Source organism: Amycolatopsis granulosa (genome assembly GCF_011758745.1).
In the GTDB taxonomy this organism is placed as follows: Bacteria; Actinomycetota; Actinomycetes; order Mycobacteriales; family Pseudonocardiaceae; genus Amycolatopsis_E; species Amycolatopsis_E granulosa.
In genome coordinates this window covers 2,971,596-2,996,456 of record NZ_JAANOV010000001.1, presented here as the reverse complement: position 1 = coordinate 2,996,456, position 24,861 = coordinate 2,971,596, and the positions used below count along the sequence as shown (strand labels likewise).

Genomic DNA, 24,861 nt, shown 5'->3' with positions numbered 1-24,861 from the left:
GTGTGACCGGAGCCGCATCGGTGTTCGCGATCACCTGGGTGACCAGGCTCGTGGGGCTGCTGGCGGTGGTCTCGGTCGTCCTGCCGACCGCCCGTCGCGGCATGCGGGGGCACGTGGCCGAGTGGCTCGGGCTGCCGCAGGACGCCACGACCGCGGCCGCCGCCGTCGTGCTGGTCGTCGGCGTCCTGCTCATCCTGCTCGCCTCCGGGTTGCGGCGCCGCAAGCGCCGGGCCTGGCAGCTCGCGCTGGCCGCGAGCGTCGTGCTCGCGGTCTCGCACCTCGGCATGCAGCACGTGTTCGGCGCGGGCTTGGTGGCGGTCGCGCTCGCGGTGACCCTGGTCCTGAACCGGCGGCACTTCGTGGCGCTGCCCGACCCGGTGACCGGGAAGTGGGTCGCGCTGCGCGTGTTCCTGCAGCTGCTCGTGGCCGGGTTCCTGATCGACGTCGCGCTGCTGTCGGTGGCCCCGGCACGCGTCATGGACCCGCTGCCGTTCCCGGACCGGCTGGCCGACGCGGCCCTCGCGTTGTTCGGGGTCAGTGGCCCGGCGGTGTTCCACGTGGAGTGGATGGACGACCTGACCGCCACCGTCGGGTTGCTCTTCGGGCTGGGCGCGGTGCTGCTCGCCGCGTACTTCCTGCTCCGCTCGGCCGAGCCGGCGCCGCACCTGAGCGAGGACGAGAAGGAGCGGCTGAAGGCACTGCTGGACCGGCACGGCGCCCGTGACTCGCTGGGCTACTTCGCGCTGCGTGACGACAAGTTCGTGGTCTTCTCCAGGACCGGCAAGGCGGCCGTGACCTACCGGGTGATCGCCGGCGCGGCCGTCGCCTCCGCCGACCCGCTGGGCGACAACGAGGCGTGGCCGGGTGCGATCGAGGAGTTCCTCGCGGTGTGCCGCCGCCACGGCTGGGTCCCCGCGGCGATGGGCTGTTCCGAGCTGGGTGCGACCGCGTGGGCCCGGTACAACCTCGACGTGCTGGAGATCGGCGACGAGGCCGTGGTGGACGCCGACACGTTCACCCTCGAGGGGCGTGTGATGCGCGGGGTGCGCCAGGCGGTCGCGAAGACCAAGCGGGCCGGCTACCGCGTGCGGGTGCGGCGCGCGGAGGAGCTGACCGCGGGCGAACTCGCCGAGCTGGAGTCGCTGGCGGCGAAGTGGCGGGGGAGCGACGGCGAGCGCGGGTTCTCAATGGCGCTCGGGCGGATGGGTGACCCGGGCTCGGTGCTGGTGACGGCGGAGCAGGACGGCGTGGTGCGCGGGCTGCTGCAGTTCGTCCCGTGGGGCACCGAGGGCCTGTCCCTGGACGTGATGCGCCGCGACCGGGCCGCGGACAACGGCATCAACGAGCTGATGATCTCCGAACTGCTGCTCGCCGCCCCCGGCCACGGCGTGAAGTACGTCTCGCTGAACTTCGCCGCCTTCCGGAAGCTGCTGGAGCAGGGCAGGCGGATCGGCGCCGGTCCGGTGGCGCGCGCGTCGGCCAAGTTCCTGGGATGGATGTCACACTGGATCCAGATCGAGACCCTGTACCGGTTCAACGCGAAGTTCCAGCCGCGGTGGGTGCCGCGGTACCTGGTCTACCCCGGCGTCCGCGAACTCCCGCGGGTCGGGGTGGCCGTCTTCGAGGCCGAGGGGCTCGCCGGACGTTCCCCCTGGTTGCGACGGTTGCTGCGGCGATGAGGGGGGTCTTTGCGCACCGGTTTCGGGGCTGTGTACGCTATGTCGGCAGTGGTCGTGATCCGGGAGGCTTCGCCTAGTCTGGTCTATGGCGCCGCACTGCTAATGCGGTTGGGGGTAACCCCCCCTCCCGGGTTCAAATCCCGGAGCCTCCGCAAGGCACTCGGACCCCGAGTGCTAAAGTGAAAACTGAACAAGCGCCCGTAGCTCAACGGATAGAGCATCTGACTACGGATCAGAAGGTTAGGGGTTCGAATCCCTTCGGGCGCGCGTCTGGTTGAGACAGCAAGACCAAGAAACCCCCTGGTGACAGGGGGTTTCTTGCTGTTCGGGGTGGATCAAGGCGGAAGGCGTGTCAGGCCGGGTTGCCAAGCTATCGCCAACTTTGCCTCACGATGCCGGTTTGTCGACGATCACGACATTGAGAGCATTCGCACTCGCCCGGGAGGTCTGCCCGCGGCCCATGTAGTTGTTCAGGGTCATGGACGGGTGCGAGTGCCCCAGGACGTCCGCGATCTGCCGGGCTGTGAGGCCAGCCTCATCGAGTGGGGTCCCGACCGTGTTGTGGAACGTGTGGAAGGTGACCCCCTCGTACCCGGCCCGCTCTCGGAAGGGCACCCAGTAGCGGTTGGTCAGGTTCGATGCGTTGATGTAGCCGCCCTGGCTGTTCGGGAAGATTGGCTTGTCGGGGTCGACCACCCCGACCTTGGCCTTCGCTCCTTCAGCATCTCCACACACCAGGCCTGCAGCGGGATCGTACGGTTGGAGGTCTCCGACTTCCCGCGGTTCCGGATGGTGCCCTTGCCGCGGACCTGGACGATGTTGCCCGTCATCGTCAGGCTCTCCGCCTCGGGATCGAAGTCCGACCAGTGCGCCCCCAACGCCTCGCCCCGCCGTTCATCAGTAGCGATGAAGAACCGCACGAGGTTCGTTTGTCGCTCATGAGGGCTAGGAGCCGAGCGGGGTGCCCCTGAGGTAGGAGAATGAGCAACGTGACGGTTGCTCACGTCGAATGTGGGACCGGCCGCTACGACTCGCCAGCACCAACCAGGTGTTCCGACTTGAAGTGCTGGACGTAGAGACCGCCCAACTCCCGCCAGTCGGCAGCGGAGGCCCGTTCATCGGCATGGGTTTCGAGGCAATCTTCGACGTTCCAGCCGTCCAGCATCACATACGGCCGCAGCCACGGCCCGCTTGCGCTCCAACCAGCTCGGGCTCCGACACGCCTCTCCGACTTGCCCAGCCCGATCCAAAACAGGTTGCCGGCTTCCGCCCCCGCGATGTTTGGGAACGCAGACCTGATCGGCCAGCGACGCCAGGCGGCGTTGAAAGCTAGCTCCAGCGGCGGCTTCGCGCTGGTGACCGCCTCGACGTTCTGCGCCAGTACACCAAGTGCCATCCCCTCCACGACGTGCCTCACCTGCTGGTCTTTTGTCGCCATCGTCCTGAGCTTACTGGGTCAGTGAGTCGTCGATCTTGCCGACGGCCTGCCTCATCTGCAGCGCACCGCCGGTGTTCAGAGTTTCCTTACTTGTTCAAGGCGGCCCCTGCGGGGCCGCTGATCCGGCCCTCACCCTGTCGAACCGCCAGACGCGGGCATGCGGCTGGCGCCGGTCCCGCGTGGCGGTTCGACGAAGGCCGGGCGGCCCCACAGCCGCCGCAAGAGGAAGAACAAAGATGCCCTCGCCGGGCAGGCAGGCTCCGGGATGATCAGGGACCGCAGGCCAGGTTGCGCTGGCAGGGTGGGCGCTTGATGGTCATCCCGTCGCCAGTCTGATGGCTACCACGCCGCGCTGGGGCCGCAAGGTTGGCAAGCTCGGCCGGCGATTGAGCACGGAGGTTGCGGCCCCAACACGGCGTGAGCGAGACGCCATCAGGCGACGGGATGACCATCAAGCAGACCTCTGTCTCGGGATCGTGTAACGGCGCGCGACAACGCCCGATATATTGGCGAACTCAACGATCTTCACCGAAAGGAGGATGAGTCATTTCGATCCGGAAAGAAATCAACTTCCCGCATTACCGTGCGTATCTTAAACAAAGGCAAGAGGCAAATAATTCAATAATGGCCCTCCTTGCGGGCTCAAGGCTCGCTGATCATACCTTGCAGCTCACAGCCGGCTCAGATAAGCTGCTTGCAGACATCTTCCCGGCTGTCTCGCATATCAAAAGATTCAATCTCAAGACGGAACTTGCACGCAAACTGCTCGTTGCCGCAGACAGTCATCTTGGCGCGATCACTGTTCCGTATGCGCTCGCTATTCACGAAGACTTCGTCACTACCATCCTCGCGTGGATCAAGAGTGTCGGGGTATCGCTCGATACGAGACGTAAGCCGATCAAGGCATGGAACATGCACGAAATCTTTTACCGCAGTATTGGCCTTCCGGAGCCAACCTCGGCGTTAGAGCTCTTCCATCTCCTTCGTCGCACAAGAAATGCCCAGATCCACGCTGGGTCCAAGGTGGAAACGGATCTCCAAGAGTATGTCGATAATATGACAACTGCGGGAAAATCCGTGTGGAAAAGGATTTCTGGGAGAGAGCCAGAGGATATGATCTCGAACGGCCGGATAACGTACACTACTGGTGAAATATTCGCATCATTCGCCGTTACGAAGCGCCTCGGCCGTGAGATTAATTATGCCTTGCAGAAAGCTCCAATCGGCAGTCGAGAGTGGGCACAGGTTATCGTTCGAGACTTTGCCGCAGGTGCCGATAAGACACGAAATAGTGATCCTTGGATGAGGGCTCTTTGGGGGTTTTCGCGAATGTACTATACACCGCTTAGTATTCCTCGGGAGGACCTAGAGGACGCGGCCATATCAGAGGGTCTCTGGACGCGGGGGAAAGGAGTGGTGCCCGAAAGAAGCAAAAATAGGAGACGAAATAAAGGGAGCAAGTATATTAAAGAGACATAAGGGGGCTCTTCCTATTGAGCTACATCCGGATTGCTCCGGAGCCGGGACTCGAACCCGGGTCTCCACCTTTCTGCGAGAACTCCCGGTCGCGAGCCGGATGGAGGCGGCACCTCGGTTCTCCGTACGTGTCTGCATGCTATCACGGCACCGCGTGCCCTCAACGGGAGGTTCGAGGTCCATTCGAGTCGGCGGGGCTAGCCAGAAGTCTGGCGCCTGACGCCGGCCCAAGGGGCTAACGGCGACCGATCCTGCCAACCGCGAGTCCTGGAGTGAGAGCTCAGATCGGCGAGCCGGGTTGGTAGGGAAGTTTCACCGCCTGGGACTTTCGCAGGGCTAACCACCACGGGCCCTCTGGCTCAGAGACTGCGGCCAACTCCACGGCCTCCCAGTGAGATGTAAGGCGAAGAAGCTGCTCCCATCTCGTCCTATGTCCGACACCGTCCAAGTGCACCACCTTTAGGTGATGCTTGATGGCGAGCTCGGCTTCGCCTGGTCGCGTTCTCAGATGCTTGTCGTCTGTAATCACCACCCAGCCGCGTATCCCCACGGCGGGGATCCACTCGGGGTCTAACCGACCTACAGGAAAGGCCTCGTCCAGCGGCTTCAAGCCGAAACAGCCGACATCCTCACGCAACTGCACCAGCGCGCGACCCAGCCGGAGGAGGTTCTCGTCGACTACAAACCGGATGCGCTCAAGTTCGACAGTCAACGATCAAGCGGCAATCCGGTAGATAGCGCAGTAGTCGATCGCCTGTTGCACTTGGGCCTCTGTGAGCCCGTAATCCGACGCAACATCGCTCAGCGGGTCGCCAGCGTTGACCATTCCAGCTACAGTGGCTGCCAAGATGCTCCGCCCCCTGAGCGTCGGTAGCCCACCGCGCCGTTCAGGGTTGACGACGATGTCCGGATACTTCGGATCAGGAATGATCTCGGTGACCACTAGGTCATCGTCCCCTAAGCCATCCTTGGTCGCCTCGTCAAAGACTAACCGGCCCCGCCCTGTGAGCAGCATTTCGCCGGTGCGGACAATTAGTAGGTGTTCGTCGTCCATATCAGCCAGGCCCTCGCCTCGGACCGCAAGGTCGCCTCGTTCGGCCTCAAGGTAGGGCCGGGCATGCGCGAGAGGGTACCGAAGGTCGAACACGGAGCGTAGTTCTTCCACTGCAGCCCGGAGGCGCTTGGTGGGAATCTTCTGATCACGATATTCGGCGAGGATCCTGACCTCGACGAACTCTCCCCAAGTGGTCCACTCGGTGTCTGAGGGCTTCACCCGCAGGATGGGCGGGTAGTCCCGCCCTTGCCTAGAGTAGCCATTGACCCATCGGCGGGTGGTGCCGTTGCTCAGGCCAAGCACCCGGTCTACCTCGCGGTACAGGTAGACCGGACGATCGAGCAAGCTGACGACGTTCCCCACGCTTACACGATCGCACAGAACGCGCAGAATGCAACGGCCGGTCACGTTATGTCATCAGCCTGTTGCCATCGACTCGCTGTGTGTCTCCCCGCCGTCGAGGTGGCTCGTTGGCGGCACTGGCTGGGACGGGGCGCTGAGAAGCCCATCGGTCTGTTGCGCACGGTGCCCGGGCGCCGGAGCAACCCGAAGCCACGTTGAGAACCGACCGTAACCACTGCGCCATGGATAGGGCGATCAGCCTCGCCAAATGATTGCCAAAAATCATCGCGAAAGGACGAAGGGGAACGTATGCGATGACGGGAATCGGTGATCGTATCTGTGCAGGTCAAGAGCCATAGTGGCAAACAACAGCATCTACTCGGAATTCGTGGAAACCACATCAGAAGGTTAGGGGTTCGAATCCCTTCGGGCGCGCGTCTGGTTGAGACAGCAAGACCAAGAAACCCCCTGGTGACAGGGGGTTTCTTGCTGTTCGGGGTGGATCAAGGCGGTGTTCCGCTTCAGCATCTGGTTTCCGGCCCGTGGGGGAGCGGCCCGGCTAGAGTCAGCTCGTGGATGACCACGACTGGGAACCCGTCGCGTCGATCGGCCATCATGGGCTTCGGCTTGGGCTGGCCCGTGACGGGCGGTGGGTCGTCGGCGGCACCGGAGGCGCCCCGCTTCCACTGGAGGATGCGCTCATGAGCATGCTCCCCGTGCTCGAGCAGTCCTACCGGGAGATCAACCGCGTGACGACTGAGCACCCCGATGCTCAAATCAGCCCTGCTTGGGAATTGGTGCTGCGGTTCGCGCTGGAAGGGACATCGGACTACTGGGCTGAGCTCGCGCTGGGCTGGCTTGAGGAGGGCCATCCTGCTCACGGGCTGCTCGACGTGCTCGATCAGCTCAGCCGCCAAACACGCCGTGCGCAGCGAACGCGGCACCGGGCTCGGCGGGTCTGGAAGGAGGCCAGCCGCGGGTTGCACGAGGCGGCAGGAATCGACAAAGAACGGGGAGTGTCGGCGATGACCGAAACGGCATCGCAAGGTTAGCGGTTCGAATCCGATCGGGCGCGCGTCTGGTTGAGACAGCAGTACAGAAAACCCGCCGGAGACGGCGGGTTTTCTGCTGTCCGGGGCCGGTGGGCGCGGTCTTGGGGAAATCGTGACTCGGTCGAACCCGAGGAGCGTCACCGAGAACCGCTCGACCAAGCCTCCGGTCGGCTCCCTCACGCGAGAAGCGCCGACCGGGGGCTTGCTCCGCCTAGGGGATGGTGACGGTGTCGGCGCCGGTCTCGGCGCGCTCGGCGGCGTTGCGCGCGACGTGCGGGCGTGCGAGGTACCAGCCGCCGACGAGGGCCGGGACCAGTAGCAGCGACCACAACACCGTGGGGCGGCCGATCCCGCTGGTGTCGAAGAACATCAGCCCGATCACGACGGCGAAGAACGCCAGGGTGGCCCAGGCGGTCACCGGAGCCCCCGGCATCCGGAACGCCGGGGTGGGCAGCAACCCCCGCTTGGTGCGGGAGCGGAGCCGGATCTGGCAGGCGATGATCGCGGTCCAGGTCAGCAGCAGGATGATCGCGTCGACGTTCAGGGCGATCTCGAACGCCTCCGAGGGGACGATGTAGTTGAGGAACGCGCCGGCCAGTCCCGCGCCGGCGGTCATCAGCAATCCACCCCACGGCACGCCGGACCGGGTCATCCGGATGGTGAACTTCGGCGCGGACCCGCGTGCGGCGAGGGAACGCATGATCCGGCCCGTCGAGTACAGGCCGGCGTTGAGGGAGGACAGGGCGGCGGTGAGCACGACCATGTTCATGATGGCGTCGGCACCGTCCACGCCGATCGCGCCGAAGAACGTGACGAACGCGGAGGTGCCGGCGGCGTACGACTGGTACGGCAACAGCAGCGACAGCAGCACGATCGAGCCGACGTAGAACACCGCGATCCGGAGAACCACGGCGTTGACCGCCTTCGGCATCGTCTTCTCCGGGTTCTGCGCCTCCCCGGAGGCGGTGCCGATCAGTTCGATCGACCCGTAGGCGAAGACGACGCCCTGGATGAGGACGAGGGCGGGGACGATGCCGAGGGGGAAGAACCCGCCGTTGCCGGCGAGGATGCTGAAACCCGGAGTGTGGCCGGCGACGGGGGTGCCGGTGATGATCACCACGATGCCGACGACCATGAAGACGACGAGCGCGGCGACCTTGATCAGCGAGAACCAGAACTCGAGCTCGCCGAACACCTTGACCGAGATCAGGTTCAGCAGCACCACGACGGCGACGACGGCCAGGGCGTAGCACCACTGTGGGACGTCCGCCATCCAGGACACGTACTTGCCGAAGAACGACAGGTAGAGGGCCACCGCGGTGGAGTCGATGATGGTGACCACGACCCAGTTCAGCCAGTACGTCCAGCCGACGGCGAACGCCCACTTCTCCCCGAAGAATTCCCGCGTGTAGGAGACGAACGAGCCCGAGGACGGCCGGTGTGAGATCAGCTCACCGAGGGCGCGCAGCACCAGGAACGCGAAGACACCGCAGATGACGTAGGAGATGGCGAGCGCGGGCCCGGCCTGGTGCAGACGGCCCCCGGAACCCAGGAACAGGCCGGTGCCGATCGCGCCGCCGAGACCGATCATCGCGATCTGCCGAGGCTTGAGGTGCCGGCGGTAGCCGTGCTCATCGGCTGCCGCGGTTTCCGGCACTACGTTGTGCTGAGTCATCGTCGTCCTTACTGCGCGTGTGCGCGATCGTGTCGTGCTCCACCTCGCCGGCGGCGTGAGTCACGCCCCTGAGCGGCCGCACGGGGTTGGGGAAGCGGCCGACAACAACGAGGGCCGTAGCACCCTTCGGAGCTCGGGGTCAGTTCCGAACGCTTGCCGAGGGGCATGGCCGCCGGCCAGCATAGCGACGGTGGCAAACCGCCAGGAAAATCTGAGTAGTTTTCCTAGATTGAGTGGCCAGTCCCGCCGCAACAAGCACAACTTGCTCAAGAACGTGTGAGCATTACGCACATGAGCTGGACCGATCTGCCGCCGATGAACACGCTGGTGCCCTTCGAGACGACGATGCGGCTGGGGAGCCTGACCAAGGCCGCTGCCGAGCTGCACGTCACCCATGGCGCCGTCAGCCGCCAGCTGAAGTCGCTGGAGCACGCCCTCGGCGTGGAACTGTTCCGCCGCGACGGACGCGTGCTGGTTCCCACCCCCGCCGCGGTGGAGCTGAACCGGCAGGTCGTGGACGCGCTCGGACGGCTCGCCGCGGCAGCCCGGCAGGCGCGGTCGAGCACCCAGCCGCATCCTCTCGTGCTTTCCTGCGAGCCGACGTTGATGATGCGCTGGCTGCTGCCGCGGCTCGGCTCGCTGACCGGGGCGAACCCGGGCCTGGACGTGCATCTGTCCGCCGCCGGCGGGGCCATCGACCTGCGCCGGGCCGGCGTCGATGTCGCGATCCGCCGCAACGACTTCGACCTCGACCCGGGCGTGGAAGCGCTGCCCCTGTTCCACGAGTGGATCGGCCCCGTCTGCACCCCGGAGCTCGCCGCGAAGATCGGTGAGGCCGCCGACCTGGCCGCGCTGCCGCGGCTGGTTTCCGCTACCCGTCCGGTCGCCTGGGACACCTGGGCACGTCTCGCCGGCGTCGCGGTACCGCCCGCTCCGGTGCAGACCTTCGAGCACTTCTACCTCAGTTTGGAGGCCGCCTCTGCGGGGCTGGGAGTCGCGATCGGACCGTATCCGCTCGTCGCGAACGATCTCGATTCGGGACGCCTCGTCGCGCCCCTCGGGTTCGTCGAGGACGGCACCCAGTACGTGCTCCTCACGCGTTCCGGTGCGACCGACCCACGAGTGGGGATGGTGTACCGCTGGCTGCGCGAGAACGCCTCCGCGACCCTCCCCGGTCCCCACGAGCGAGCGGGGAAGTCCGCCTGAGGGCTCCGCCGCGGCGGACGGCTCCCCCGCCCGTGAATATGTGCGTTCGACTCACAGGTTTGTGCGAATCTTGTGCTGGACGCAGGCCATTCGATGGTCGATCGTTGAGGCATCGTCACAGATAGGGAGCCAGTCGATGCTGAACAAGGTCGTGCTCGCGGACGCGTTCGCGAGTTTCACCGACACCTGGAGTCCGAAGGTCGCCGCCGATCTGCACGACATGCAGGTGAAGCTGGCGAAGTTCGAGGGTGAGTTCGTGTGGCACAGCCACGATCAGGAGGACGAGCTGTTCCTCGTGGTCGACGGCAAGCTGCGTATCGACCTTCGTGACGGCGCGGTCGAGCTCTCGCCCGGTGAGCTCGTCGTGATCCCGCACGGCGTGGAACACCGGCCGGTGGCGCTGCCGACCGCGCAGGTCGTGCTGATGGAGCCGGCGACGACCCTGAACACGGGCGACGCGGTGGACGACGCGCGCACGGTGCGCGACCTCGACCGCCTGGGCTGATCGTGAACCACGACGTCGCGGTCATCGCGGACGATCTCACGTCCGCGGCTGATGGCGCCGCGCCGTTCCTCGCCGCAGGCTTACGCGCGAGCGTGCTGCTCGACCCGACCCGGGCGCAGATGGACGGTGGGCCGGAAGTGGTCGCGATCGACACGGACACCCGCCGCCGCCCAGCCGCCGTCGCCGCGCGGGTCACCACCGCCGCCGTGCGTGCGGTGCGCGACCGCCGGGTGCTGTACAAGACGATCGATTCGACCCTGCGCGGCAACATCCGGGACGAGGTGCGGACCGCACTCGCGGCCAGCGGCAGACGGGCCGCGATCATCGCCCCCGCGTTCCCGGCGGCTGGTCGCACCACCGTCGGCGGCGTGCAACTGCTGGATGGCGTCCCGGTGCACGAAACCGGGTTCGCCGCCGACCCGACACATCCCGTGCGCTCGAGCTCGCTGGCGACCCTGCTGCCCGAGGCCGCCCCCTGGACGCCGGGGGAACCGACCACGCACCGGATCGTGTTCGCCGATGCCGCCTGCGATGCCGACCTGGACCGGATCGTCCACGGGACAGCCCTCGAGGACGTGCTGTGGGTGGGTTCGCCGGGCATCGCCGCGGCACTCGCCCGCGCCGTAGCCACAGCGCCGGCTCCTCCGGTCACGCCGGTCCGGCCGCGCGTACAACGCGTGCTGGTGGTCGTGGGCAGCCGGAACCGGGCCAGTCTCGCCCAGCTCGACCAGCTCCTGCCGCGCACCGGCATCGCGGATGCGGGCGGACCGGTCGACGACGTCCTCGCCACCCTGGGCACCACGTTCGCCGGAACCGGCGTAGCCGGCCTGACGGACCGGACCGCTGAGTCCACTGTGGACGAAGCTGCCGCGCGGTTGTCGCGAGCGGTCGTCGCGGCACGACGGTCGGATCTGTTCGACGCGGTCATCGTCACCGGCGGCGCGACCGCCCGCGCAATGCTCGACGCCCTCCGGATCGGCGCACTGGACCTGCTCGCCGAACCGGAGCCCGGGGTCGTCGCGGCCGCCACGACCGGACCGGACCGGTTTCCCATCCTCGTGAAAGCGGGCGGGTTCGGCGACCCGGGCACCTTCGTCCGCCTCCACCGCCTGCTCACCTCACACATCGGTCAGGAGCAACCATGAAACCCATAGCGATCACCATGGGCGACCCCGCGGGGATCGGCGCCGAGATCGTGCTGAAGCTCGCCGCGGAGGTGCGCGACCGGGTCCCGCTCGTCGTGCTCGGTGACGCGGGTGTCCTCACCCGCACCCGTGACCAGCTGAAGCTCGACATCACCCTGCAGGAGGTCAGCTCTCCGGCGGACGCCGCGGACGCACCGGGAGTGCTCCCGGTGATCACCACCAGCGCCGTCGGTGCCGACCTGCCGGTGGGTGTGGCCGGTGCGGAGGCGGGACAGGCCGCCTACGACGCGGTGGCGGCGGCGATCGGGTACGCGATGGACGGGCAGATCGACGCGATCGTCACGGCCCCGTTGAACAAGGAATCGCTGCGGCTGGCGGGTCTGCCGTACCCGGGGCACACCGAGATCCTCGCCGAGCTCAGCGGCACGGACGACTACACGATGATGATGGCCAGCGAGGACCTGCGTGTCGTGCTGGTGACGATCCACGAGCCGCTGAAGGACGCCATCGCCCGGATCGACGAGGACTCGATCCTCCGGGTGATCCGCCTGGCCGATGCCGCGTTGCGCCCCTCGCTCGGTGCGCGGCCGCGGATCGGGGTGGCCGGGTTGAACCCGCACGCCGGGGAGAACGGGGTGCTCGGTACCGAGGAGATCGACACGATCCGCCCGGCCGTTGACCGCGCACGGGCCGAAGGGTTCGACGTCTCCGGCCCGTTCCCGCCCGACACGGTGTTCCTCCGGGCCCGCACCGGCGGTTTCGACGTGGTCGTCGCGCAGTACCACGACCAGGGCCTCATCCCGTTCAAGTACCTCGGGCTGGAGAAGGGCGTCAACGTGACCATCGGGCTGCCGTTCGTGCGCACCAGCGTCGACCACGGCACCGCGTTCGACATCGTCGGCAAGGGCATCGCGGACCACCGCAGCCTGCGGGTCGCGCTGGACCAGGCGCTGCTGATGGTCGGGCAGCCGGCGCTGGCGAAGTCATGACACCGCCGCCGCTGACACAGGCACTGGACGCCCTCCGGGCCGCGACGTGGGTCGACCTCACCCACACCTTCCACGACGGCATCCCGCACAGTCCCGCCTTCGAACCCGAGTCGCGCAGCGTGGTGTCCTCGATCGGGCAGGCGGCCGACGGATCCCTCACCGGGTTCCTCAGCCACGAGTACCGTCACGTCGGGCAGTGGGGCACCCACGTCGACCCGCCCGCGCACTTCGTGCCCGGCCTGCGTCACCAGGATGAGATCCCCGTCGAGGAGATGATCCTGCCCCTGGTGGTGCTCGACATCACCGCGCAGGCCGAGCGGGACCCGGATTACGTCGTCAGCGACGCGGACCTGGCGGACTGGGAGACCCGCAACGGCCGGGTTCCGGCGGGATCATTCGTCGCGTTGCGCACCGGGTGGTCCGCGCGGTGGCCCTCCCAGCAGCTGATGCTCAACGCCGACGCGGACGGGGTCTGCCACTTCCCCGGATGGAGCCGCAGCGTCCTGACCACCCTGTTCGAACACCGAGGGGTCACCGCCTGCGGGCACGAGACCACCGACACCGACCCCGGTATCGCCGTCAGCCGAGGTGACTCCGCGCTGGAACGGTACGTGCTGGGCACCGACCACTACCAGATCGAACTGCTCGCCAACCTCGACCAGCTCCCCGAGACCGGAGCCCTGATCATCGCCACCTGGCCGAAGGCCCTCCACGGCTCCGGGTTCCCCGCCCGCGTCTTCGCCATCCACCAGAAGGACTGACATGGACTTCATCTTCATGCTCACCCGCGACGACCAGACCGTCACCGACGCCCTGGACATCGTCGAGGACATCGCCGACCTGCCCCTCAAGCACATCGGCTTCAAGGACATCGGCGTCGACCTGCCCACGCTCACCAAGCTGCACGACGCCCTCCGCGGCATCAACGCGGAAACCTACCTCGAGGTCGTCAGCACCACCCAGCGATCCGCCCTCGAGTCGGCGCGCATCGGCCGTGACCTCGGGGTGGACTGGCTGATGGGCGGCACCTGGGTCGAGGAGACCCTTGAGATCCTCGAGGGCAGCGGCACCCGTTACCTCCCCTTCCCCGGCACCCCCGTCGGGCACCCCACCAAACTCGGCGGCAGCCCAGAACAGATCGCCGAACAGACCGCGCGCTTCGAAGCCGCCGGCGCCGCCGGCGTCGATCTGCTCGCCTATCGCGCCTCCGAAGCCGATCCGCTCGAGCTCGTCCGCGCCGCCCGCAAGGCCGGCAGCGGACACCTCGTCGTCGCCGGCAGCATCACCAACGCCGAACAGATCGCTGCTCTGGCACAGGCCGGCGCGGACGGGTTCACCATCGGGCAGGCCGCGCTCTCCGGGGCGTACAACCCGCGCAAGGGCACTCTCCGTGCCCAGCTCGCCGACATCATCGACGCGACCGCGAAGGCGTCGATCTGATCCAGCGGCCGCCCCGATAGTGGGATTCGTCGCGGCGGGCGGGGCCGGCGGGGGTGCCGGGTCGCTATGGTCGGCGCTCACTGATCTTCCTCGGAGGCAAGGTGTTCCGTCGACTCGCGCCGGTGGTCGTGGCCGCCGTCCTGTTCGCCCAGCTGCCCGGGACGGCCGGTGCCGCCGCGGAGGCGCGGCCCGACCTCGGCATGGCACCGCTGACCGATCTCAAGGTCGCCACGACCGCGTCCGGCCAGCGGCAGCTCCGGTTCTCGGCCACGATCGTCAACGTCGGGCACGGCCCGTTCGAGATCGTGGCCAGCCGGGCGGCGGCGGACGCGCCCTTCCGCGTTGTCCAGCAGGTACCGCGCGCGGACGGGACGCGGACCGACGTCCCGGTGCGCGCCGGACTGGTGTACGGCGGGGACGGTCACGACCACTGGCACGTGCGGGACCTGGAGAGCTACCAGATCATCGGCCTCGACCACGGCGGCACGGCCGGGGTCGCGGCCAAGGGCGGCTTCTGCTTCTACGACACCCTCGTCTACCGCCGCTCGATGCCGGGGACGCCGAAGTCCAAAGTGTACCCGGAGACCGGGTGCGGCAAGCGGGACTCGCTCACCGTGACGATGGGTTTGTCCGTCGGCTGGGCCGACCGGTACGCGTGGACGCTGCCGGACCAGTTCATCGACATCACCAACCTGCCCGACGGCCGGTACCGGCTCCTGGCCACCGCCGACGCGCAGGGTCTGTTCCTGGAGAGCAATCGGGCCAACAACGCCACCTGGGTGGACCTCGACGTGACCGGGGCGAAGGTACGAGTGATCGGTCGCGGCCCCTCGGCGTGATCATCGCGGCATTTGGTTGACGCGTCATCCAAGGCTGGATACCGTGAGACCGTGGAACTCGGCATCTACAGCTTCGGCGACCGCCCGCCCGACCCGATCACCGGCGTGCAGTTGCCGGTCTCGACCGCGCTGCGCAACACGCTGGAGCGGATCAGGCTGGCCGACCAGCTGGGGCTGGGGTTCTACGGCGTGGGCGAGCACCACCTGGACTCCTACGCCATCTCCAACCCCGCCACGGTGCTCGCGGCCGCGGCGAGCGTGACCGAGCACATCACGCTGTCCACCGCGGTGTCCGTGCTGAGCACCGAGGACCCGGTGCGGCTGTACCAGCAGTTCACCACCCTCGACCAGCTCAGCGGCGGCCGGGCCGAGCTGCTCATCGGCCGCGGTTCGTTCATCGAGTCGTTCCCGCTGTACGGCGCGAGCCTCGACGACTACGACGCGCTGTTCGAAGAGAAGCTCGAGCTGCTGCTGACACTGGACCGGAACGATCCGGTGACCTGGTCCGGCAAGTTCCGGGCGCCGCTGCGGGACGCCCGGGTGCTGCCCCGCCCCCACGGCGAGCACCTGCGCATCTCGGTGGGCACCGGCGGCAACCAGGACTCCTCGATCCGGGCCGGCGCGCTCGGGTTGCCGGTCGTGTACGCGATCATCGGCGGCCGCCCGGAGCGGTTCGCGCCGCTGGTGCAGCTGTACCGCCGCGCGAGCGAGGTGTCCGGCAACGACCCGGCGACGCAGCACGTGACGATGGGTGCGATCGGGCTGATCGCGCGGAAGTCGCAGGACGCGAAGGACGTGTACTACCCGTACTGGCTGGAGACGATGAAGTACGGCGCCCGCGCCCGCGGATGGCCGGTGCCGACCCGCGCCGAGTACGACGCCTACACCGACGGTGCGACGGCGTTGTTCACCGGCAGCCCGAACGAGGTCGCCGACCGCCTGATCAGCGTGGGCAAGCTGGTCGGCGCCGACCGGTACGCGATGAACATGGACTGGTCGGGGGTGCCGCACGACCGCGTCATGACCGCCATCGAACTGCTGGGCACCGAGGTGCTTCCCCAGGTCCGCGCCGAGTTCGGGGACTGATGTCCCAGGCGGTTGCGCGGCGGGCGGGAACCCAGCACGATCGGACGGCGTGACAGTCACCGAACCCGCGCTCCGTTACGGCCAGGCCGGCGGGCGGTGGGTGCTGTTCGCGACCGTGCTCGGGTCCGGTCTGACGTTCCTCGACGCGACGGTCGTCAACATCGCCCTGCCGCGGATCGGTACCTCGCTCGGGGCCGGCACCGCCGGTCTGCAGTGGACGATCAACGGCTACACCCTGAGTCTCGCCGCGCTCATCCTGCTCGGCGGCTCGCTGGGCGACCGCTTCGGCCGGCGTCGCATCTTCACCATCGGCGTCGCCTGGTTCTCGATCGCGTCCCTGCTCTGCGGGCTCGCGCCCGACATCTGGACGTTGATCGCCGCCCGCGTGCTGCAGGGGGTGGGTGGCGCACTGCTCGCGCCCGGCTCGCTGGCGATCCTGGAGGCCTCCTTCCACCCCGACGACCGGGCGAAGGCGATCGGCGCGTGGTCCGGGCTGGGCGGCATCGCCGGCGCGCTCGGTCCGTTCCTCGGCGGATGGCTGGTCGAGGTGGCCAGCTGGCGGCTGGTGTTCCTGATCAACGTCCCGCTCGCGGCGATCGTGGTCCTGGTCGCGCTGAAACACGTGCCGGAGACCCGCGACCCCGGCGCGGCGCGGCAACTGGACTTCACCGGCGCGGCCATGGGCGCCCTCGGGCTGGCCGGGCTGAGCTACGGGTTCACCGCATGGCCGTCGCTCGGACCGGGTGCGCCGTCGGTGCTGATCGCGCTGGCCGTCGGCGTCGCCGGGATCGTCGCGTTCGTGCTGGTCGAGCGGCGCTCGCCGCACCCGATGCTCCCGCTCGGCGTGTTCGCGTCCCGCCAGTTCACCGCCGCGAACCTGGTGACCTTCGCGGTGTACGCGGCGCTGGGCGGGGTGTTCTTCCTCGTGGTGCTCAACCTGCAGGTCGTCGGCGGGTTCTCGCCGGTGGCCGCCGGGTCGGCGATGCTGCCGGTGACCGCGCTGATGCTGTTGCTGTCGGCCCGGGCCGGCGCGCTGGGGCAGCGGACCGGGCCGCGGCTGCCGATGACCGCCGGACCGCTCGTCTGCGCGGTGGCGCTCGTGCTGCTGTCCCGGATCTCGGCGAGCCCGTCCTACCTCACCGAGGTGCTGCCCGCGGTGGTGGTGCTCGGGCTCGGGCTGTCCCTCACCGTCGCGCCGCTCACCGCGACCGCGCTGGGAGCCCTGGACGACCGGTACGCCGGGGTGGCCAGCGGCGCGAACAACGCCATCGCACGAACGGCCGGGCTGCTGGCCGTCGCGGTGCTGCCGCTGGTCGCGGGGATCGGCGGTGGCAGCCTGACCGATCCGGTGGCCCTCGCGCCCGCCTACCGCACCGCGATGCTGGTGTGCGCGGGAATGCTCGCCGCCGGTGGCGTGATCGCGTTCGCGTTCGTCCCGGGGCGTCCGAAGCCGGCGGCGCCGAGCCCGGTGCACGTCCACTGCGCGGTGGGTGCCCCGCCGCTGCACCCGGCGGAATGCCGCGAGCCCACCGGTCGTTGAGGTGTGGGCGAGGAAGGAGCGGGTCGTGAAGAGCAGGAGTTCGCTCAGGTCCGTCAAACGCCGCCCGGGTTCGGTGGTGGTGCGGCGCAGGGGGCGGGTGTTCGTCGTCAACAAGCGCCTGCCGCACTGGAAGGCCCGGCAGGGCTGAATATTTTCCCGAACGTGCCCGTCCGTCCTGGACGGGCACTTTTCCGCCGTTTATCGTCATCGTCGATGAGCGGCAGAGAAAACGCAGTGGTGGTCGGAGCGACCGGTGGAATCGGCGCCGAGGTTGCCGCTGCGCTGGCCGAACGGTACGCGTTGTGGCTGGTCGGGCGGGATGAGACCGCTCTGAAGGAATGCGCCGAAACTCTGCCCGATGCGCATTGCTGGACTGTTGATCTCGCGGATTCGGACATTCCAGATAATCCACCGGAATTGTCGTCGGTCGACGTATTGGTGCATTGCGCGGGGGTTTTCCAACTGGGCTCGGTATCGGAAACCGATCCCACGGCGTGGCGCGAACTGTTCGCGGTCAACCTGTTCGGCGTGGCGGGGCTGACCCAGTCGCTGCTGCCCGGGCTGCGCGCCGCCCGGGGCCGCGTGATCCTGGTGAACTCCACCGCCGCGCTCGGCCCGCCGGCCAACCGGGTCGCCTACGCCGCGAGCAAGACGGCGCTGCGGGTGTTCGCGGAGGCGCTGCACCGCGAGGAGCTGCCCAACGGTGTCCGCGTCACCAGCATCTACCCCGGCCGGGTCGCCACGCCGATGCAGCAGACGGTGCGCCGCATGGAGGGCGGCCGCTACGAACCCGAGCGGTACCTGAATCCCGGGTCGGTCGCGGACGCGGTGCGGTCCGTGCTGGCCGCGCCCGGCGACACGCACCTCACCGAGCTGGTGATCGAACCGGAGTGGCGCCCGTGACCTTGCGGTCGCACCCGGTATCCGGTGGTATGGCGGGATGAACCAGACCGATGTCGTCGTCGTGATCGCCACCCTCCAGGCCGCTGAGGGCAAGGAATCCCAGGTCGAGGAGGCGCTGCGCACGGCGGTGCGGGCGGTGCACGCCGAGCCGGGGTGTGAACGCTATGCGCTGCACCGCGGCTCCAGCTCGCCGTCGACGTTCGTGATGGTGGAGAAGTGGGCCTCCGGCCAGGCGCTGCGCGTGCACGGCAAGGGCCCCGCGCTCGCCGAGCTGGGCAAGACACTGGACGGGCTGCTCGCCAAGCCGATGGACCTGCAGTTCCTGACGCCGCTGCCGGACGGGGACCCGCAGCTGGGCGCGTTGTGACCCGGCCGCTCGCCGGGATCACCGTCGTCAGCCTGGAACAGGCGGTCGCGGCGCCGTTCGCCACGCGTCAGCTGGCCGACCTCGGCGCCCGCGTGATCAAGGTCGAGCGGCCGGGCGGCGGCGACTTCGCGCGCCGCTACGACACCACCGTGCACGGGCAGTCCAGCTACTTCGTCTGGCTGAACCGCTCCAAGGAGTCGCTGACGCTCGACGTCAAGGACCCGCGCGGCCGCGAGATCCTCGACCGGTTGCTCGCCGGGGCCGACGTGTTCGTGCAGAACCTCGCGCCCGGGGCAGCCGCGCGGCTGGGGCTGGAGCCGGCGGCGCTGGGCGAACGGTACCCGGGGCTGATCCCGTGCACGGTCAGCGGATACGGCACGGACGGCCCGTGGGCCGGGCGCAAGGCGTACGACCTGCTGGTGCAGTGCCAGACCGGTCTGGTGTCGCTGACCGGCACCCCGGAGGGCGCGGCACGGGCCGGAATTTCGGTGGCCGACATCGCGGGCGGCATGTACGCCTACTCGGGCATCCTCACGGCCCTGTTCACGCGGGCCACCACGGGCGAGGCGCGGCCGGTGGAGGTGTCGCTGTTCGACGCGCTGTCGGAGTGGATGGGACAGCCTGCCTACTACACCCGCTACGGCGGCACCCAGCCGCCGCGGGTCGGCACCCAGCACGCCACGATCGCGCCGTACGGGGCCTACACCGCGGCCGACGGCAAGGACGTGCTGTTCTCGATCCAGAACGAGCCGGAGTGGGTGGCGCTGTGCACCCACTTCCTGCAGCGGCCCGAGCTCGCCGACGACCCGCGCTTCGCGACCGGGTCCGCGCGCGTGGCGCACCGGGACGAGCTGAACGCGGTCGTGGCGGCCCGGTTCCGGGAGCTGGACAGCGAGAAGGTCATGGCGCTGCTGGACGGGATCGGGGTCGCGAACGCCGGGGTGAATTCGGTGCACGAGTTCCTGGACCACCCGGTGCTCGCCGAGCGCGACCGGTGGCGGGAGGTGCCGATCCCCGGCGGGACGATGGCGGCGCTGCTGCCGCCGGTGATCATGGCCGGAGTGGAACCGCGGATGGACCCGGTGCCGCAGGTGGGCGGCCAGACGGACGCGATCCTCACCGAGCTGGGCCACGCGCCGGCGGAGATCGCGCGGCTGCGCGCGGACGGGGTGGTGTGAGCGCGGGCCCGCCGGATCGCGTCGCGGGCAGGCAGTGACCTGGATTGATCTCCGCGTCGTGGGGTACTCACCGGTATGGGTCGCACGTTGCTCGGGATTTACCTCAACGACCACGTCGTCGTGGTGACGGCCTGCGCCGAACTGGCGCGGCGGCTGGCGCGTGCCGAGGCGGAATGGGCCGGCAACGGGAAGCTCGACCGGCTCGCCGAGGAAATGGCCGAGGACCGCGACGCCCTGGTCGAGATGATGCGCACGCTCGGCGAAGCCGCCCGCCCGGCCGGGCAGTGGGCAGGCCGGCTGCTGGAGAAGGCGGGCAGGCTGAAGCTGAACGGCCGCCTCCTGAGCCGGTCGCCACTGAGCCGCGTGGTCGAACTCGAAGGCCTCCGGCTCGGCGTCGAGGGCAAGGTCGCCACCTGGCGAACGCTGCGCGCGCGGGCCACCGCGGACTCGCGCCTGGACGCCGACCGCCTCGACGAACTGATCGCGAACGCCCGCAGCCAGGCGACGCGCCTGGAACGGCTCCGGGCGCGCGCGGTCGCCGAACTCTTCGGCGAGGAATCCATCCCCGCCGCGTGAACAACGTCAGGACGCGCGGAGGAACTGTTGGTAACGCTCGTCCAGCCGGTCGCGGTCAGGGCGCTCCTTGGGGCGCGACGGCAACCCGATGAGTTGGCCGTGCATTTCCTGCAGTCCGTGTCGCAGCATCGGCCCATCCACCTCGACGAGGAGGTCGGGCGCGATGTGGACGCGATAGTCCGGTGAAATGCCGAGCTGCTGGTTGTCGTAGGCGGCGTGGTGGATCTTGCACAGGCTGAGCCCGTTCGACACGATCGGAGCGCCGTGATCAGCACCGTCGGGGATGATGTGAGCGGCGTCGAGCAGGTTTCCGTGCTGGAGCCGACACACCGCGCAGCGCACTTCGTATGCCCGGAGCACGCTCGCGCGGAACACGGGTTGGTGCAGCCGTCGCCGCGCTATTCGATGAGCGTACCGCTTCGCGGCTTCACCGGGGTCCATTGGATCGGGGAGGAATCGCAGTCCTTCGTCCAAGGCGATGAGGAACACCCGGTTCGGCCGGTCGTCCGCGACCACGTACACCGGGAACACGGGCACGTACAGCCCCGGCTCCAACATCCAGAAGAGGATCAAGGGGAGCTGCAGCTCACACGCCCTTCTGAGCTTGGTGTTGTCGCCGGCGTCGGATGACGACTGGTAGTGATAGCGGAACAAGCCGCTTTCCATCGGCTCATCGCCGTAGGGACCGTGCAACGACGTCATGATCGTGAGCGTGGCCTGCAGGTCCTTGGGATTGCGAATGCCGCGTCCTTGGTCGAGCAGTCGCCAAGTGCGTCCGTCGACCTCGAACGCGCTCAATTCTCGACGACTCAACGTCCCCGACGGCGACGCATCGACAGCCTCCTGAAGCCGCGCCATGATCCGATGCCGGACGTCGACTTCTGCTTCAAGGTCCACAAGTTCTTCTACCAGAATTAACCCGCTAGTGGGAGCGGCGGTGTCCGGCCACGCACGCGCGTCCTCAATGGACAGACGAGTTGTCCACAGATTTGGGCACCTGTGGATCGGTTTGTGGACAACCTCAGGCGGGTGTCGCGTAGTGGGCCGTCTCCTCCTTGCCGCGTGTGCGTGCGGCGATCCGTCGGCCGGCGCTCATGTTCATGCGCCACGTGGCCATCGCGACGCTGACCCGGAAGTGGTTGGCCACCGAGTGATCCGACCAGCCCTTGAACGCGGCCACGCGCGCGGCGTCGGTGGGGATCAGGAGTTCGCCGGAGAGCTCGGCGGCCTCTTCCTCGATCTCGGCCACCGCCGAGCGGCAGCCGTTCTCGTCGGTCAGCGTGGGACCGAACGGGTGTTCCAGGAGCACGTGCGCCATCTCGTGCGCGATCGTGGACCGCCTGCGGCGCGGCGGGTGCACGTGGTTCTCGATGATCACCGCGCCGCTGGGCTGGAGCGGCACCAGCGCTGCGGAGAACACGTGCGGGCGCTCCTCGGTCAGGTAGCGCACGGACTCCGGCGGCAGGATCGGGTTGGACAGGTCGAACACCTCGATGCCGTAGAGCTCGGCCAGCGCCCACGGATCCAGCGGCGCGAAGACCGGCAGGCCCAGCTCGGCGCGGACCTCCAGGGCGAGTTCCCTGGCCTGCTTCTTGAAACCCCGGCGGAGGGTCATTGCAGCTCCTTGTTCCTTGCGCGGATGTGTCGCATGGTCAGGCCGACCACGTCGATCACGTGCTGCTGGTCGGCCGCACTGAGTTCTTCCTCGGCCCGGAGCAGCGGCGCGAGCTGCGCTTCGAGCGAGGGCCGGCGCCGCCCGTCGGGCTCACCCTCCGGCCACACCATGAACGTCTCGGCGGGCATGCCGAGCCACTGGACGAGCGCGATGAACCCGTCCAGGTCCGGCCGGTGGCCGTTGCTCATCCGGCTGACGAGGGACGCGCTCACCCCGGCCTCGGCCGCGAGCTGCCGCCAGGACAGGCCGCGAGACTCCCGCTCCGCGTCCAGCGCCGCGTACAGCCTGCTCGTGTCCAGTCGTCCGCCCATGTGGCCCACCTCCGCCTCTCGTCGCGTCGCAGTGTTGCCGAACCGTTGCGGAGGAGCAACAGTGGTGTAATACTGGGACAGTGTTGCAGGTGTGCAACAGTGGAGGAGGGAGCCGGATCATGTCGCGGGTCGTTTACTGGGTCTCGCCCATGCTGGGCAGCTGGGACGTCAGGCGGGGCGGGGAGGTGCTGTCGCACCACGAGCGCAAGCGGGACGCGGTGCGTGCGGCCGCGAAGCTGGCGCGCGCCGACCGCCCGAGTGTGCTCAGGATCCAGCGACGAGACGGATCGATCGAGGGCAGGCGGCTCTACGGCGACGATCCGCTGCCCGCTCCGGGGTGAGGTGCCCGGCGGCTCGCTGCCGGGGGTGAGGTGGTCGAACACGGGTTCGAGATTAGGGGTGGGGTCTGACAATCTCGGCCGCTTCCGATCCGGCGGCCACGGATTTCGCCCGGCCGCCTCGCGGGGAACGGCGGTGCGCCGCGCGCTTACCGCCGCGAGGCCGGCTGCGCGGCGGGATGTGGTCAGGAGACGCGCCGCTCGGCGCCCCCGCCGGCCAGCACGTTCTCCACCTCCGCGCACAGGATGTGGATGGCGACCAGGTGAGCTTCCTGCACGGTGGCGGCCGTGCCGGGCAGGCACAGGGCGTCCGCGGCGACGTTGGCGAGCGGATTGGGCGTCGGGCCGGTCAGCGCCCACACCGTTGCCCCGGCGCGTGCGCCTTCCTCGGCCGCCCGCACCAGGTTGCGGCTGCGGCCGCTGGCCGACAGCAGCAGGAGGACGTCGCGCGGGCGTGCGTGTGCCCGCACCTGCCGGGCGAACACCTCGGCGTGGTCGTACTCGTATTCGTCGCCCACGGCCGTGAAGCTGGAGGTGTCCGCGCGCAGGGCGATCGCCGAGAACGGTGGCCGGTCGTCGTGGTAGCGGCCCAGCAGCTCCGCGGTGAGCTGCTGGGCCTCGGCGGCGGAGCCGCCGTTGCCCGCCGCGAGCAGCCGGTTGCCTTCGCCCAGCCGCTCGGCGAGCGCCTGACCCCAGCGCGTGAGGCGCCCCGTCTGCCGGCGGAGCGCGCTCAGCGTCTCGTCCAGGATGTCCAGGTGTCCACGCGCCACGTTGGGAAGGGTGGACGCGCTCATGCGCAGGGGAATTGCCTGTGGTTCAACGTTTAAACTTCGCCGCCGCGGCGGCAGCGGCGAGCCCGGCGAGGAGGAACACGGCCGCGAACCACGGCAGGAAAGCGGCGCGCACCAGCTCGAGCGCGCCGGCGCCGAGCACTCCGGCGAGGGACACCGCGAGGTAGACCGCCGACGCGTTCAGCGACACGACCAGGGACGGTGTCGCCGGCGCCGCGGCGATCAGCTGGTGTTGTTGCGGGACCATCACGGCCCATGACGCGAGACCGTAGGCCACGACGGCGATCAGGGCGCCGGTGAACGTCGCGGTGGTCCACGGCATGAACGCGTAGTCGAGCACGCCGAGGGTCATCGCGACGGTGATGACCCGCATCGGGCCGAAGCGGTCCGTCCAGCCGCCGGTGACCATGTTGCTGATGGTGCCGGCCACTCCGGCGGCGAACAGCAGGACGGTGAGGCGGACGCCGTCGCCCGAGGTCGCGCCTTCGACGATCACACTGAGGTAGATCGTGACCAGGTAGATCCCGGTGAACATGGCCACGGTCGCGGCGAGGATGAGCACGACGGCCCGGTCCCGCAGCGGCGCCAGGCGCTCCCGCAGGGTGGTCGCCGGCGGGTTCGGCACCGGCGGCAGCCAGAGCGCGACACCGGCCGCGGCGACCACGCCGAGCGCGGCGACCAGCCACATGGTCTGCCGCCAGCTCGCCACGGAACCGAGCAGTGTCCCGATCGGCACGCCCAGCGCCGTCGATGACACCAGGCCCAGCGTGACCAGCGACATCGCGCGGCCACGGCGGTCCGGTGGGGCCAGGGCGGCCGCGGCGGTGGCGGCCGTCGGTGTGATGGCGGCGGCACCGGCCGCGGCGATCACCCGCGAGGCCAGTGCCAGGCCGTAGTCCGGCGCGAGCGCGGTGACGGCGTTGCCCAGGACGAAGACGCCGAGCGCCGCCAGCAGGACGGTGCGTCGTGGCCAGTTCCCGGTAGCGGCGGCGAGCACTGGGGACAACACGGCGTAGGCGATCGCGAAGACGGACACGAGCTGGCCGGCCTGGCCGACGCTCACGTCCAGGGATCGGGCCAGCTCCGGCAGGACGCCGTTGACGACGAAGGCGTCCGTGCCGACGGCGAACGTCGCGACGGTCAGCACGCCGATCCGGGCGGGCAGGCGGGTCGTGGTGGTCATGAGCCCCTCAAAACGGTACTGATCGGTTCCGTATTAACGGTACTGATTAGTTCCGTTTTCGGTCAAGCTCGGA

At 68.7% G+C, this 24,861-nt stretch carries 28 protein-coding genes and 2 tRNA genes; 20 read left to right on the top strand and 10 right to left on the bottom strand.

The annotated features are described in order from the left end of the window. The first annotated feature begins 2 nt into the window (after positions 1-2). From FHX45_RS14620 to FHX45_RS14610, 3 genes are all read left to right on the top strand, one after another. Positions 3-1,679: a phosphatidylglycerol lysyltransferase domain-containing protein gene (locus FHX45_RS14620; protein ID WP_167101381.1), complete on the top strand. Its 1,677-nt coding sequence runs from the start codon at positions 3-5 to the stop codon at positions 1,677-1,679. 62 nt (positions 1,680-1,741) lie between these two features. After that, positions 1,742-1,831, top strand: a tRNA-Ser gene (locus FHX45_RS14615). 42 nt (positions 1,832-1,873) lie between these two features. Further along, positions 1,874-1,946 (top strand) — tRNA-Arg (locus FHX45_RS14610). 120 nt (positions 1,947-2,066) lie between these two features. Here the strand turns inward: FHX45_RS14610 and FHX45_RS28100 are convergent. Both FHX45_RS28100 and FHX45_RS14600 read right to left on the bottom strand, forming a co-directional pair. Continuing rightward, positions 2,067-2,375 (bottom strand): tyrosine-type recombinase/integrase, encoded by a 309-nt coding sequence (locus tag FHX45_RS28100; protein WP_341771458.1) that lies wholly within the window; start codon positions 2,373-2,375, stop codon positions 2,067-2,069. Positions 2,376-2,703: 328 nt separating this feature from the next. Next, entirely contained in the window at positions 2,704-3,117 is a 414-nt protein-coding gene (locus tag FHX45_RS14600) for a hypothetical protein (protein ID WP_167101378.1), read from the bottom strand. A 624-nt stretch (positions 3,118-3,741) separates the two neighbouring features. On the opposite strand from FHX45_RS14600, the gene FHX45_RS14595 reads away from it, so the two are divergent. Then, complete coding sequence (locus FHX45_RS14595; protein WP_167101375.1) at positions 3,742-4,596, top strand: hypothetical protein; 855 nt, start codon at positions 3,742-3,744, stop codon at positions 4,594-4,596. 277 nt (positions 4,597-4,873) lie between these two features. Here the strand turns inward: FHX45_RS14595 and FHX45_RS28735 are convergent, their stop codons facing one another. Together FHX45_RS28735 and FHX45_RS28620 are read right to left on the bottom strand one after the other, a co-directional pair. After that, positions 4,874-5,305 (bottom strand): PIN-like domain-containing protein, encoded by a 432-nt coding sequence (locus FHX45_RS28735; protein WP_167101372.1) that lies wholly within the window; start codon positions 5,303-5,305, stop codon positions 4,874-4,876. Between the two features lie 3 nt (positions 5,306-5,308). Continuing rightward, positions 5,309-6,010 (bottom strand): DUF433 domain-containing protein, encoded by a 702-nt coding sequence (locus FHX45_RS28620; RefSeq protein WP_167101369.1) that lies wholly within the window; start codon positions 6,008-6,010, stop codon positions 5,309-5,311. Positions 6,011-6,561: 551 nt separating this feature from the next. Between FHX45_RS28620 and FHX45_RS14580 the strand changes: the two genes are divergently transcribed. Beyond that, positions 6,562-7,041 (top strand): hypothetical protein, encoded by a 480-nt coding sequence (locus FHX45_RS14580; RefSeq protein WP_167101367.1) that lies wholly within the window; start codon positions 6,562-6,564, stop codon positions 7,039-7,041. 211 nt (positions 7,042-7,252) lie between these two features. Here FHX45_RS14580 and FHX45_RS14575 read toward each other — a convergent pair whose 3' ends face one another. Continuing rightward, positions 7,253-8,716, bottom strand: a complete 1,464-nt coding sequence (locus tag FHX45_RS14575) for an amino acid permease (protein ID WP_167101364.1) — start codon at positions 8,714-8,716, stop codon at positions 7,253-7,255. A gap of 291 nt (positions 8,717-9,007) precedes the next feature. Here FHX45_RS14575 and FHX45_RS14570 point away from each other — a divergent pair, with 291 nt between their 5' ends. The 14 genes from FHX45_RS14570 to FHX45_RS14505 all read left to right on the top strand — a co-directional run bounded on the left by FHX45_RS14570 (position 9,008) and on the right by FHX45_RS14505 (position 20,490). Further along, positions 9,008-9,922: a LysR family transcriptional regulator gene (locus FHX45_RS14570; RefSeq protein WP_167101361.1), complete on the top strand. Its 915-nt coding sequence runs from the start codon at positions 9,008-9,010 to the stop codon at positions 9,920-9,922. A 136-nt stretch (positions 9,923-10,058) separates the two neighbouring features. Beyond that, a complete protein-coding gene (locus tag FHX45_RS14565) occupies positions 10,059-10,427 on the top strand; it encodes a cupin domain-containing protein (protein ID WP_208405931.1) in 369 nt (122 codons plus the stop codon). A 2-nt stretch (positions 10,428-10,429) separates the two neighbouring features. Continuing rightward, a complete protein-coding gene (locus FHX45_RS14560) occupies positions 10,430-11,572 on the top strand; it encodes a four-carbon acid sugar kinase family protein (protein WP_167101358.1) in 1,143 nt (380 codons plus the stop codon). Next, positions 11,569-12,561: a 4-hydroxythreonine-4-phosphate dehydrogenase PdxA gene (gene pdxA, locus FHX45_RS14555; protein ID WP_167101355.1), complete on the top strand. Its 993-nt coding sequence runs from the start codon at positions 11,569-11,571 to the stop codon at positions 12,559-12,561. Before FHX45_RS14560 ends, pdxA begins: the two co-directional genes overlap by 4 nt. After that, positions 12,558-13,322, top strand: a complete 765-nt coding sequence (locus tag FHX45_RS14550; protein ID WP_167101352.1) for a cyclase family protein — start codon at positions 12,558-12,560, stop codon at positions 13,320-13,322. Before pdxA ends, FHX45_RS14550 begins: the two co-directional genes overlap by 4 nt. 1 nt (position 13,323) lies before the next feature. Next, positions 13,324-14,001 (top strand): beta/alpha barrel domain-containing protein, encoded by a 678-nt coding sequence (locus FHX45_RS14545; RefSeq protein WP_167101349.1) that lies wholly within the window; start codon positions 13,324-13,326, stop codon positions 13,999-14,001. 101 nt (positions 14,002-14,102) lie between these two features. Further along, positions 14,103-14,840 (top strand): lysyl oxidase family protein, encoded by a 738-nt coding sequence (locus FHX45_RS14540; RefSeq protein WP_167101346.1) that lies wholly within the window; start codon positions 14,103-14,105, stop codon positions 14,838-14,840. Between the two features lie 51 nt (positions 14,841-14,891). Then, complete coding sequence (locus tag FHX45_RS14535) at positions 14,892-15,926, top strand: LLM class flavin-dependent oxidoreductase (RefSeq protein ID WP_167101343.1); 1,035 nt, start codon at positions 14,892-14,894, stop codon at positions 15,924-15,926. Between the two features lie 49 nt (positions 15,927-15,975). Then, positions 15,976-17,466, top strand: coding sequence for a DHA2 family efflux MFS transporter permease subunit (locus FHX45_RS14530; RefSeq protein WP_167101341.1), 1,491 nt, complete (start codon positions 15,976-15,978; stop codon positions 17,464-17,466). Positions 17,467-17,491: 25 nt separating this feature from the next. After that, positions 17,492-17,614 carry a 50S ribosomal protein L36 gene (locus FHX45_RS14525; protein WP_167101338.1) on the top strand — a complete coding sequence of 41 codons (123 nt, stop codon included), beginning with the start codon at positions 17,492-17,494 and terminating at the stop codon, positions 17,612-17,614. Between the two features lie 65 nt (positions 17,615-17,679). Next, positions 17,680-18,369, top strand: coding sequence for an SDR family oxidoreductase (locus tag FHX45_RS14520; protein ID WP_167108957.1), 690 nt, complete (start codon positions 17,680-17,682; stop codon positions 18,367-18,369). Positions 18,370-18,406: 37 nt separating this feature from the next. Beyond that, positions 18,407-18,736, top strand: a complete 330-nt coding sequence (locus tag FHX45_RS14515) for a putative quinol monooxygenase (protein WP_167101335.1) — start codon at positions 18,407-18,409, stop codon at positions 18,734-18,736. Then, positions 18,733-19,914 carry a CoA transferase gene (locus FHX45_RS14510; protein WP_167101332.1) on the top strand — a complete coding sequence of 394 codons (1,182 nt, stop codon included), beginning with the start codon at positions 18,733-18,735 and terminating at the stop codon, positions 19,912-19,914. The genes FHX45_RS14515 and FHX45_RS14510 overlap by 4 nt, the downstream gene beginning before the upstream one ends. A 75-nt stretch (positions 19,915-19,989) precedes the next feature. Further along, positions 19,990-20,490, top strand: a complete 501-nt coding sequence (locus FHX45_RS14505; protein ID WP_167101329.1) for a hypothetical protein — start codon at positions 19,990-19,992, stop codon at positions 20,488-20,490. A 6-nt stretch (positions 20,491-20,496) separates the two neighbouring features. Here FHX45_RS14505 and FHX45_RS28615 read toward each other — a convergent pair whose 3' ends face one another. The 3 genes from FHX45_RS28615 to FHX45_RS14490 all read right to left on the bottom strand — a co-directional run bounded on the left by FHX45_RS28615 (position 20,497) and on the right by FHX45_RS14490 (position 22,476). Beyond that, positions 20,497-21,387 carry an HNH endonuclease gene (locus tag FHX45_RS28615; RefSeq protein ID WP_208405929.1) on the bottom strand — a complete coding sequence of 297 codons (891 nt, stop codon included), beginning with the start codon at positions 21,385-21,387 and terminating at the stop codon, positions 20,497-20,499. A gap of 124 nt (positions 21,388-21,511) precedes the next feature. Continuing rightward, positions 21,512-22,105: an ImmA/IrrE family metallo-endopeptidase gene (locus tag FHX45_RS14495; RefSeq protein ID WP_167101326.1), complete on the bottom strand. Its 594-nt coding sequence runs from the start codon at positions 22,103-22,105 to the stop codon at positions 21,512-21,514. Continuing rightward, a complete protein-coding gene (locus FHX45_RS14490) occupies positions 22,102-22,476 on the bottom strand; it encodes a helix-turn-helix domain-containing protein (RefSeq protein WP_167101323.1) in 375 nt (124 codons plus the stop codon). The genes FHX45_RS14495 and FHX45_RS14490 overlap by 4 nt, the downstream gene beginning before the upstream one ends. A 119-nt stretch (positions 22,477-22,595) precedes the next feature. Between FHX45_RS14490 and FHX45_RS14485 the strand changes: the two genes are divergently transcribed. After that, positions 22,596-22,817: a DUF2188 domain-containing protein gene (locus FHX45_RS14485; protein WP_167101320.1), complete on the top strand. Its 222-nt coding sequence runs from the start codon at positions 22,596-22,598 to the stop codon at positions 22,815-22,817. Positions 22,818-22,999: 182 nt separating this feature from the next. Here the strand turns inward: FHX45_RS14485 and FHX45_RS14480 are convergent, their stop codons facing one another. Together FHX45_RS14480 and FHX45_RS14475 are read right to left on the bottom strand one after the other, a co-directional pair. After that, positions 23,000-23,608: a D-sedoheptulose-7-phosphate isomerase gene (locus tag FHX45_RS14480; RefSeq protein ID WP_167101317.1), complete on the bottom strand. Its 609-nt coding sequence runs from the start codon at positions 23,606-23,608 to the stop codon at positions 23,000-23,002. 22 nt (positions 23,609-23,630) lie between these two features. Further along, positions 23,631-24,788, bottom strand: a complete 1,158-nt coding sequence (locus tag FHX45_RS14475; RefSeq protein WP_208405928.1) for an MFS transporter — start codon at positions 24,786-24,788, stop codon at positions 23,631-23,633. Positions 24,789-24,861 lie beyond the last annotated feature (73 nt).

Excerpts from the sequence above, each read along its gene's own strand:
- FHX45_RS14565 (WP_208405931.1), top strand. The coding sequence starts at position 10,059 with ATGCTGAACAAGGTCGTGCTCGCGGACGCGTTCGCGAGTTTCACCGAC.
- FHX45_RS14600 (WP_167101378.1), bottom strand. The coding sequence starts at position 3,117 with ATGGCGACAAAAGACCAGCAGGTGAGGCACGTCGTGGAGGGGATGGCA.
- FHX45_RS14575 (WP_167101364.1), bottom strand. The coding sequence starts at position 8,716 with ATGACTCAGCACAACGTAGTGCCGGAAACCGCGGCAGCCGATGAGCAC.
- FHX45_RS14570 (WP_167101361.1), top strand. The coding sequence starts at position 9,008 with ATGAGCTGGACCGATCTGCCGCCGATGAACACGCTGGTGCCCTTCGAG.
- FHX45_RS14550 (WP_167101352.1), top strand. The coding sequence starts at position 12,558 with ATGACACCGCCGCCGCTGACACAGGCACTGGACGCCCTCCGGGCCGCG.
- FHX45_RS14595 (WP_167101375.1), top strand. The coding sequence starts at position 3,742 with ATGGCCCTCCTTGCGGGCTCAAGGCTCGCTGATCATACCTTGCAGCTC.
- FHX45_RS14480 (WP_167101317.1), bottom strand. The coding sequence starts at position 23,608 with ATGAGCGCGTCCACCCTTCCCAACGTGGCGCGTGGACACCTGGACATC.
- pdxA (WP_167101355.1), top strand. The coding sequence starts at position 11,569 with ATGAAACCCATAGCGATCACCATGGGCGACCCCGCGGGGATCGGCGCC.
- FHX45_RS14495 (WP_167101326.1), bottom strand. The coding sequence starts at position 22,105 with ATGACCCTCCGCCGGGGTTTCAAGAAGCAGGCCAGGGAACTCGCCCTG.
- FHX45_RS14545 (WP_167101349.1), top strand. The coding sequence starts at position 13,324 with ATGGACTTCATCTTCATGCTCACCCGCGACGACCAGACCGTCACCGAC.
- FHX45_RS14505 (WP_167101329.1), top strand. The coding sequence starts at position 19,990 with ATGGGTCGCACGTTGCTCGGGATTTACCTCAACGACCACGTCGTCGTG.
- FHX45_RS14475 (WP_208405928.1), bottom strand. The coding sequence starts at position 24,788 with ATGACCACCACGACCCGCCTGCCCGCCCGGATCGGCGTGCTGACCGTC.
- FHX45_RS14515 (WP_167101335.1), top strand. The coding sequence starts at position 18,407 with ATGAACCAGACCGATGTCGTCGTCGTGATCGCCACCCTCCAGGCCGCT.
- FHX45_RS14520 (WP_167108957.1), top strand. The coding sequence starts at position 17,680 with ATGAGCGGCAGAGAAAACGCAGTGGTGGTCGGAGCGACCGGTGGAATC.
- FHX45_RS14490 (WP_167101323.1), bottom strand. The coding sequence starts at position 22,476 with ATGGGCGGACGACTGGACACGAGCAGGCTGTACGCGGCGCTGGACGCG.
- FHX45_RS14485 (WP_167101320.1), top strand. The coding sequence starts at position 22,596 with ATGTCGCGGGTCGTTTACTGGGTCTCGCCCATGCTGGGCAGCTGGGAC.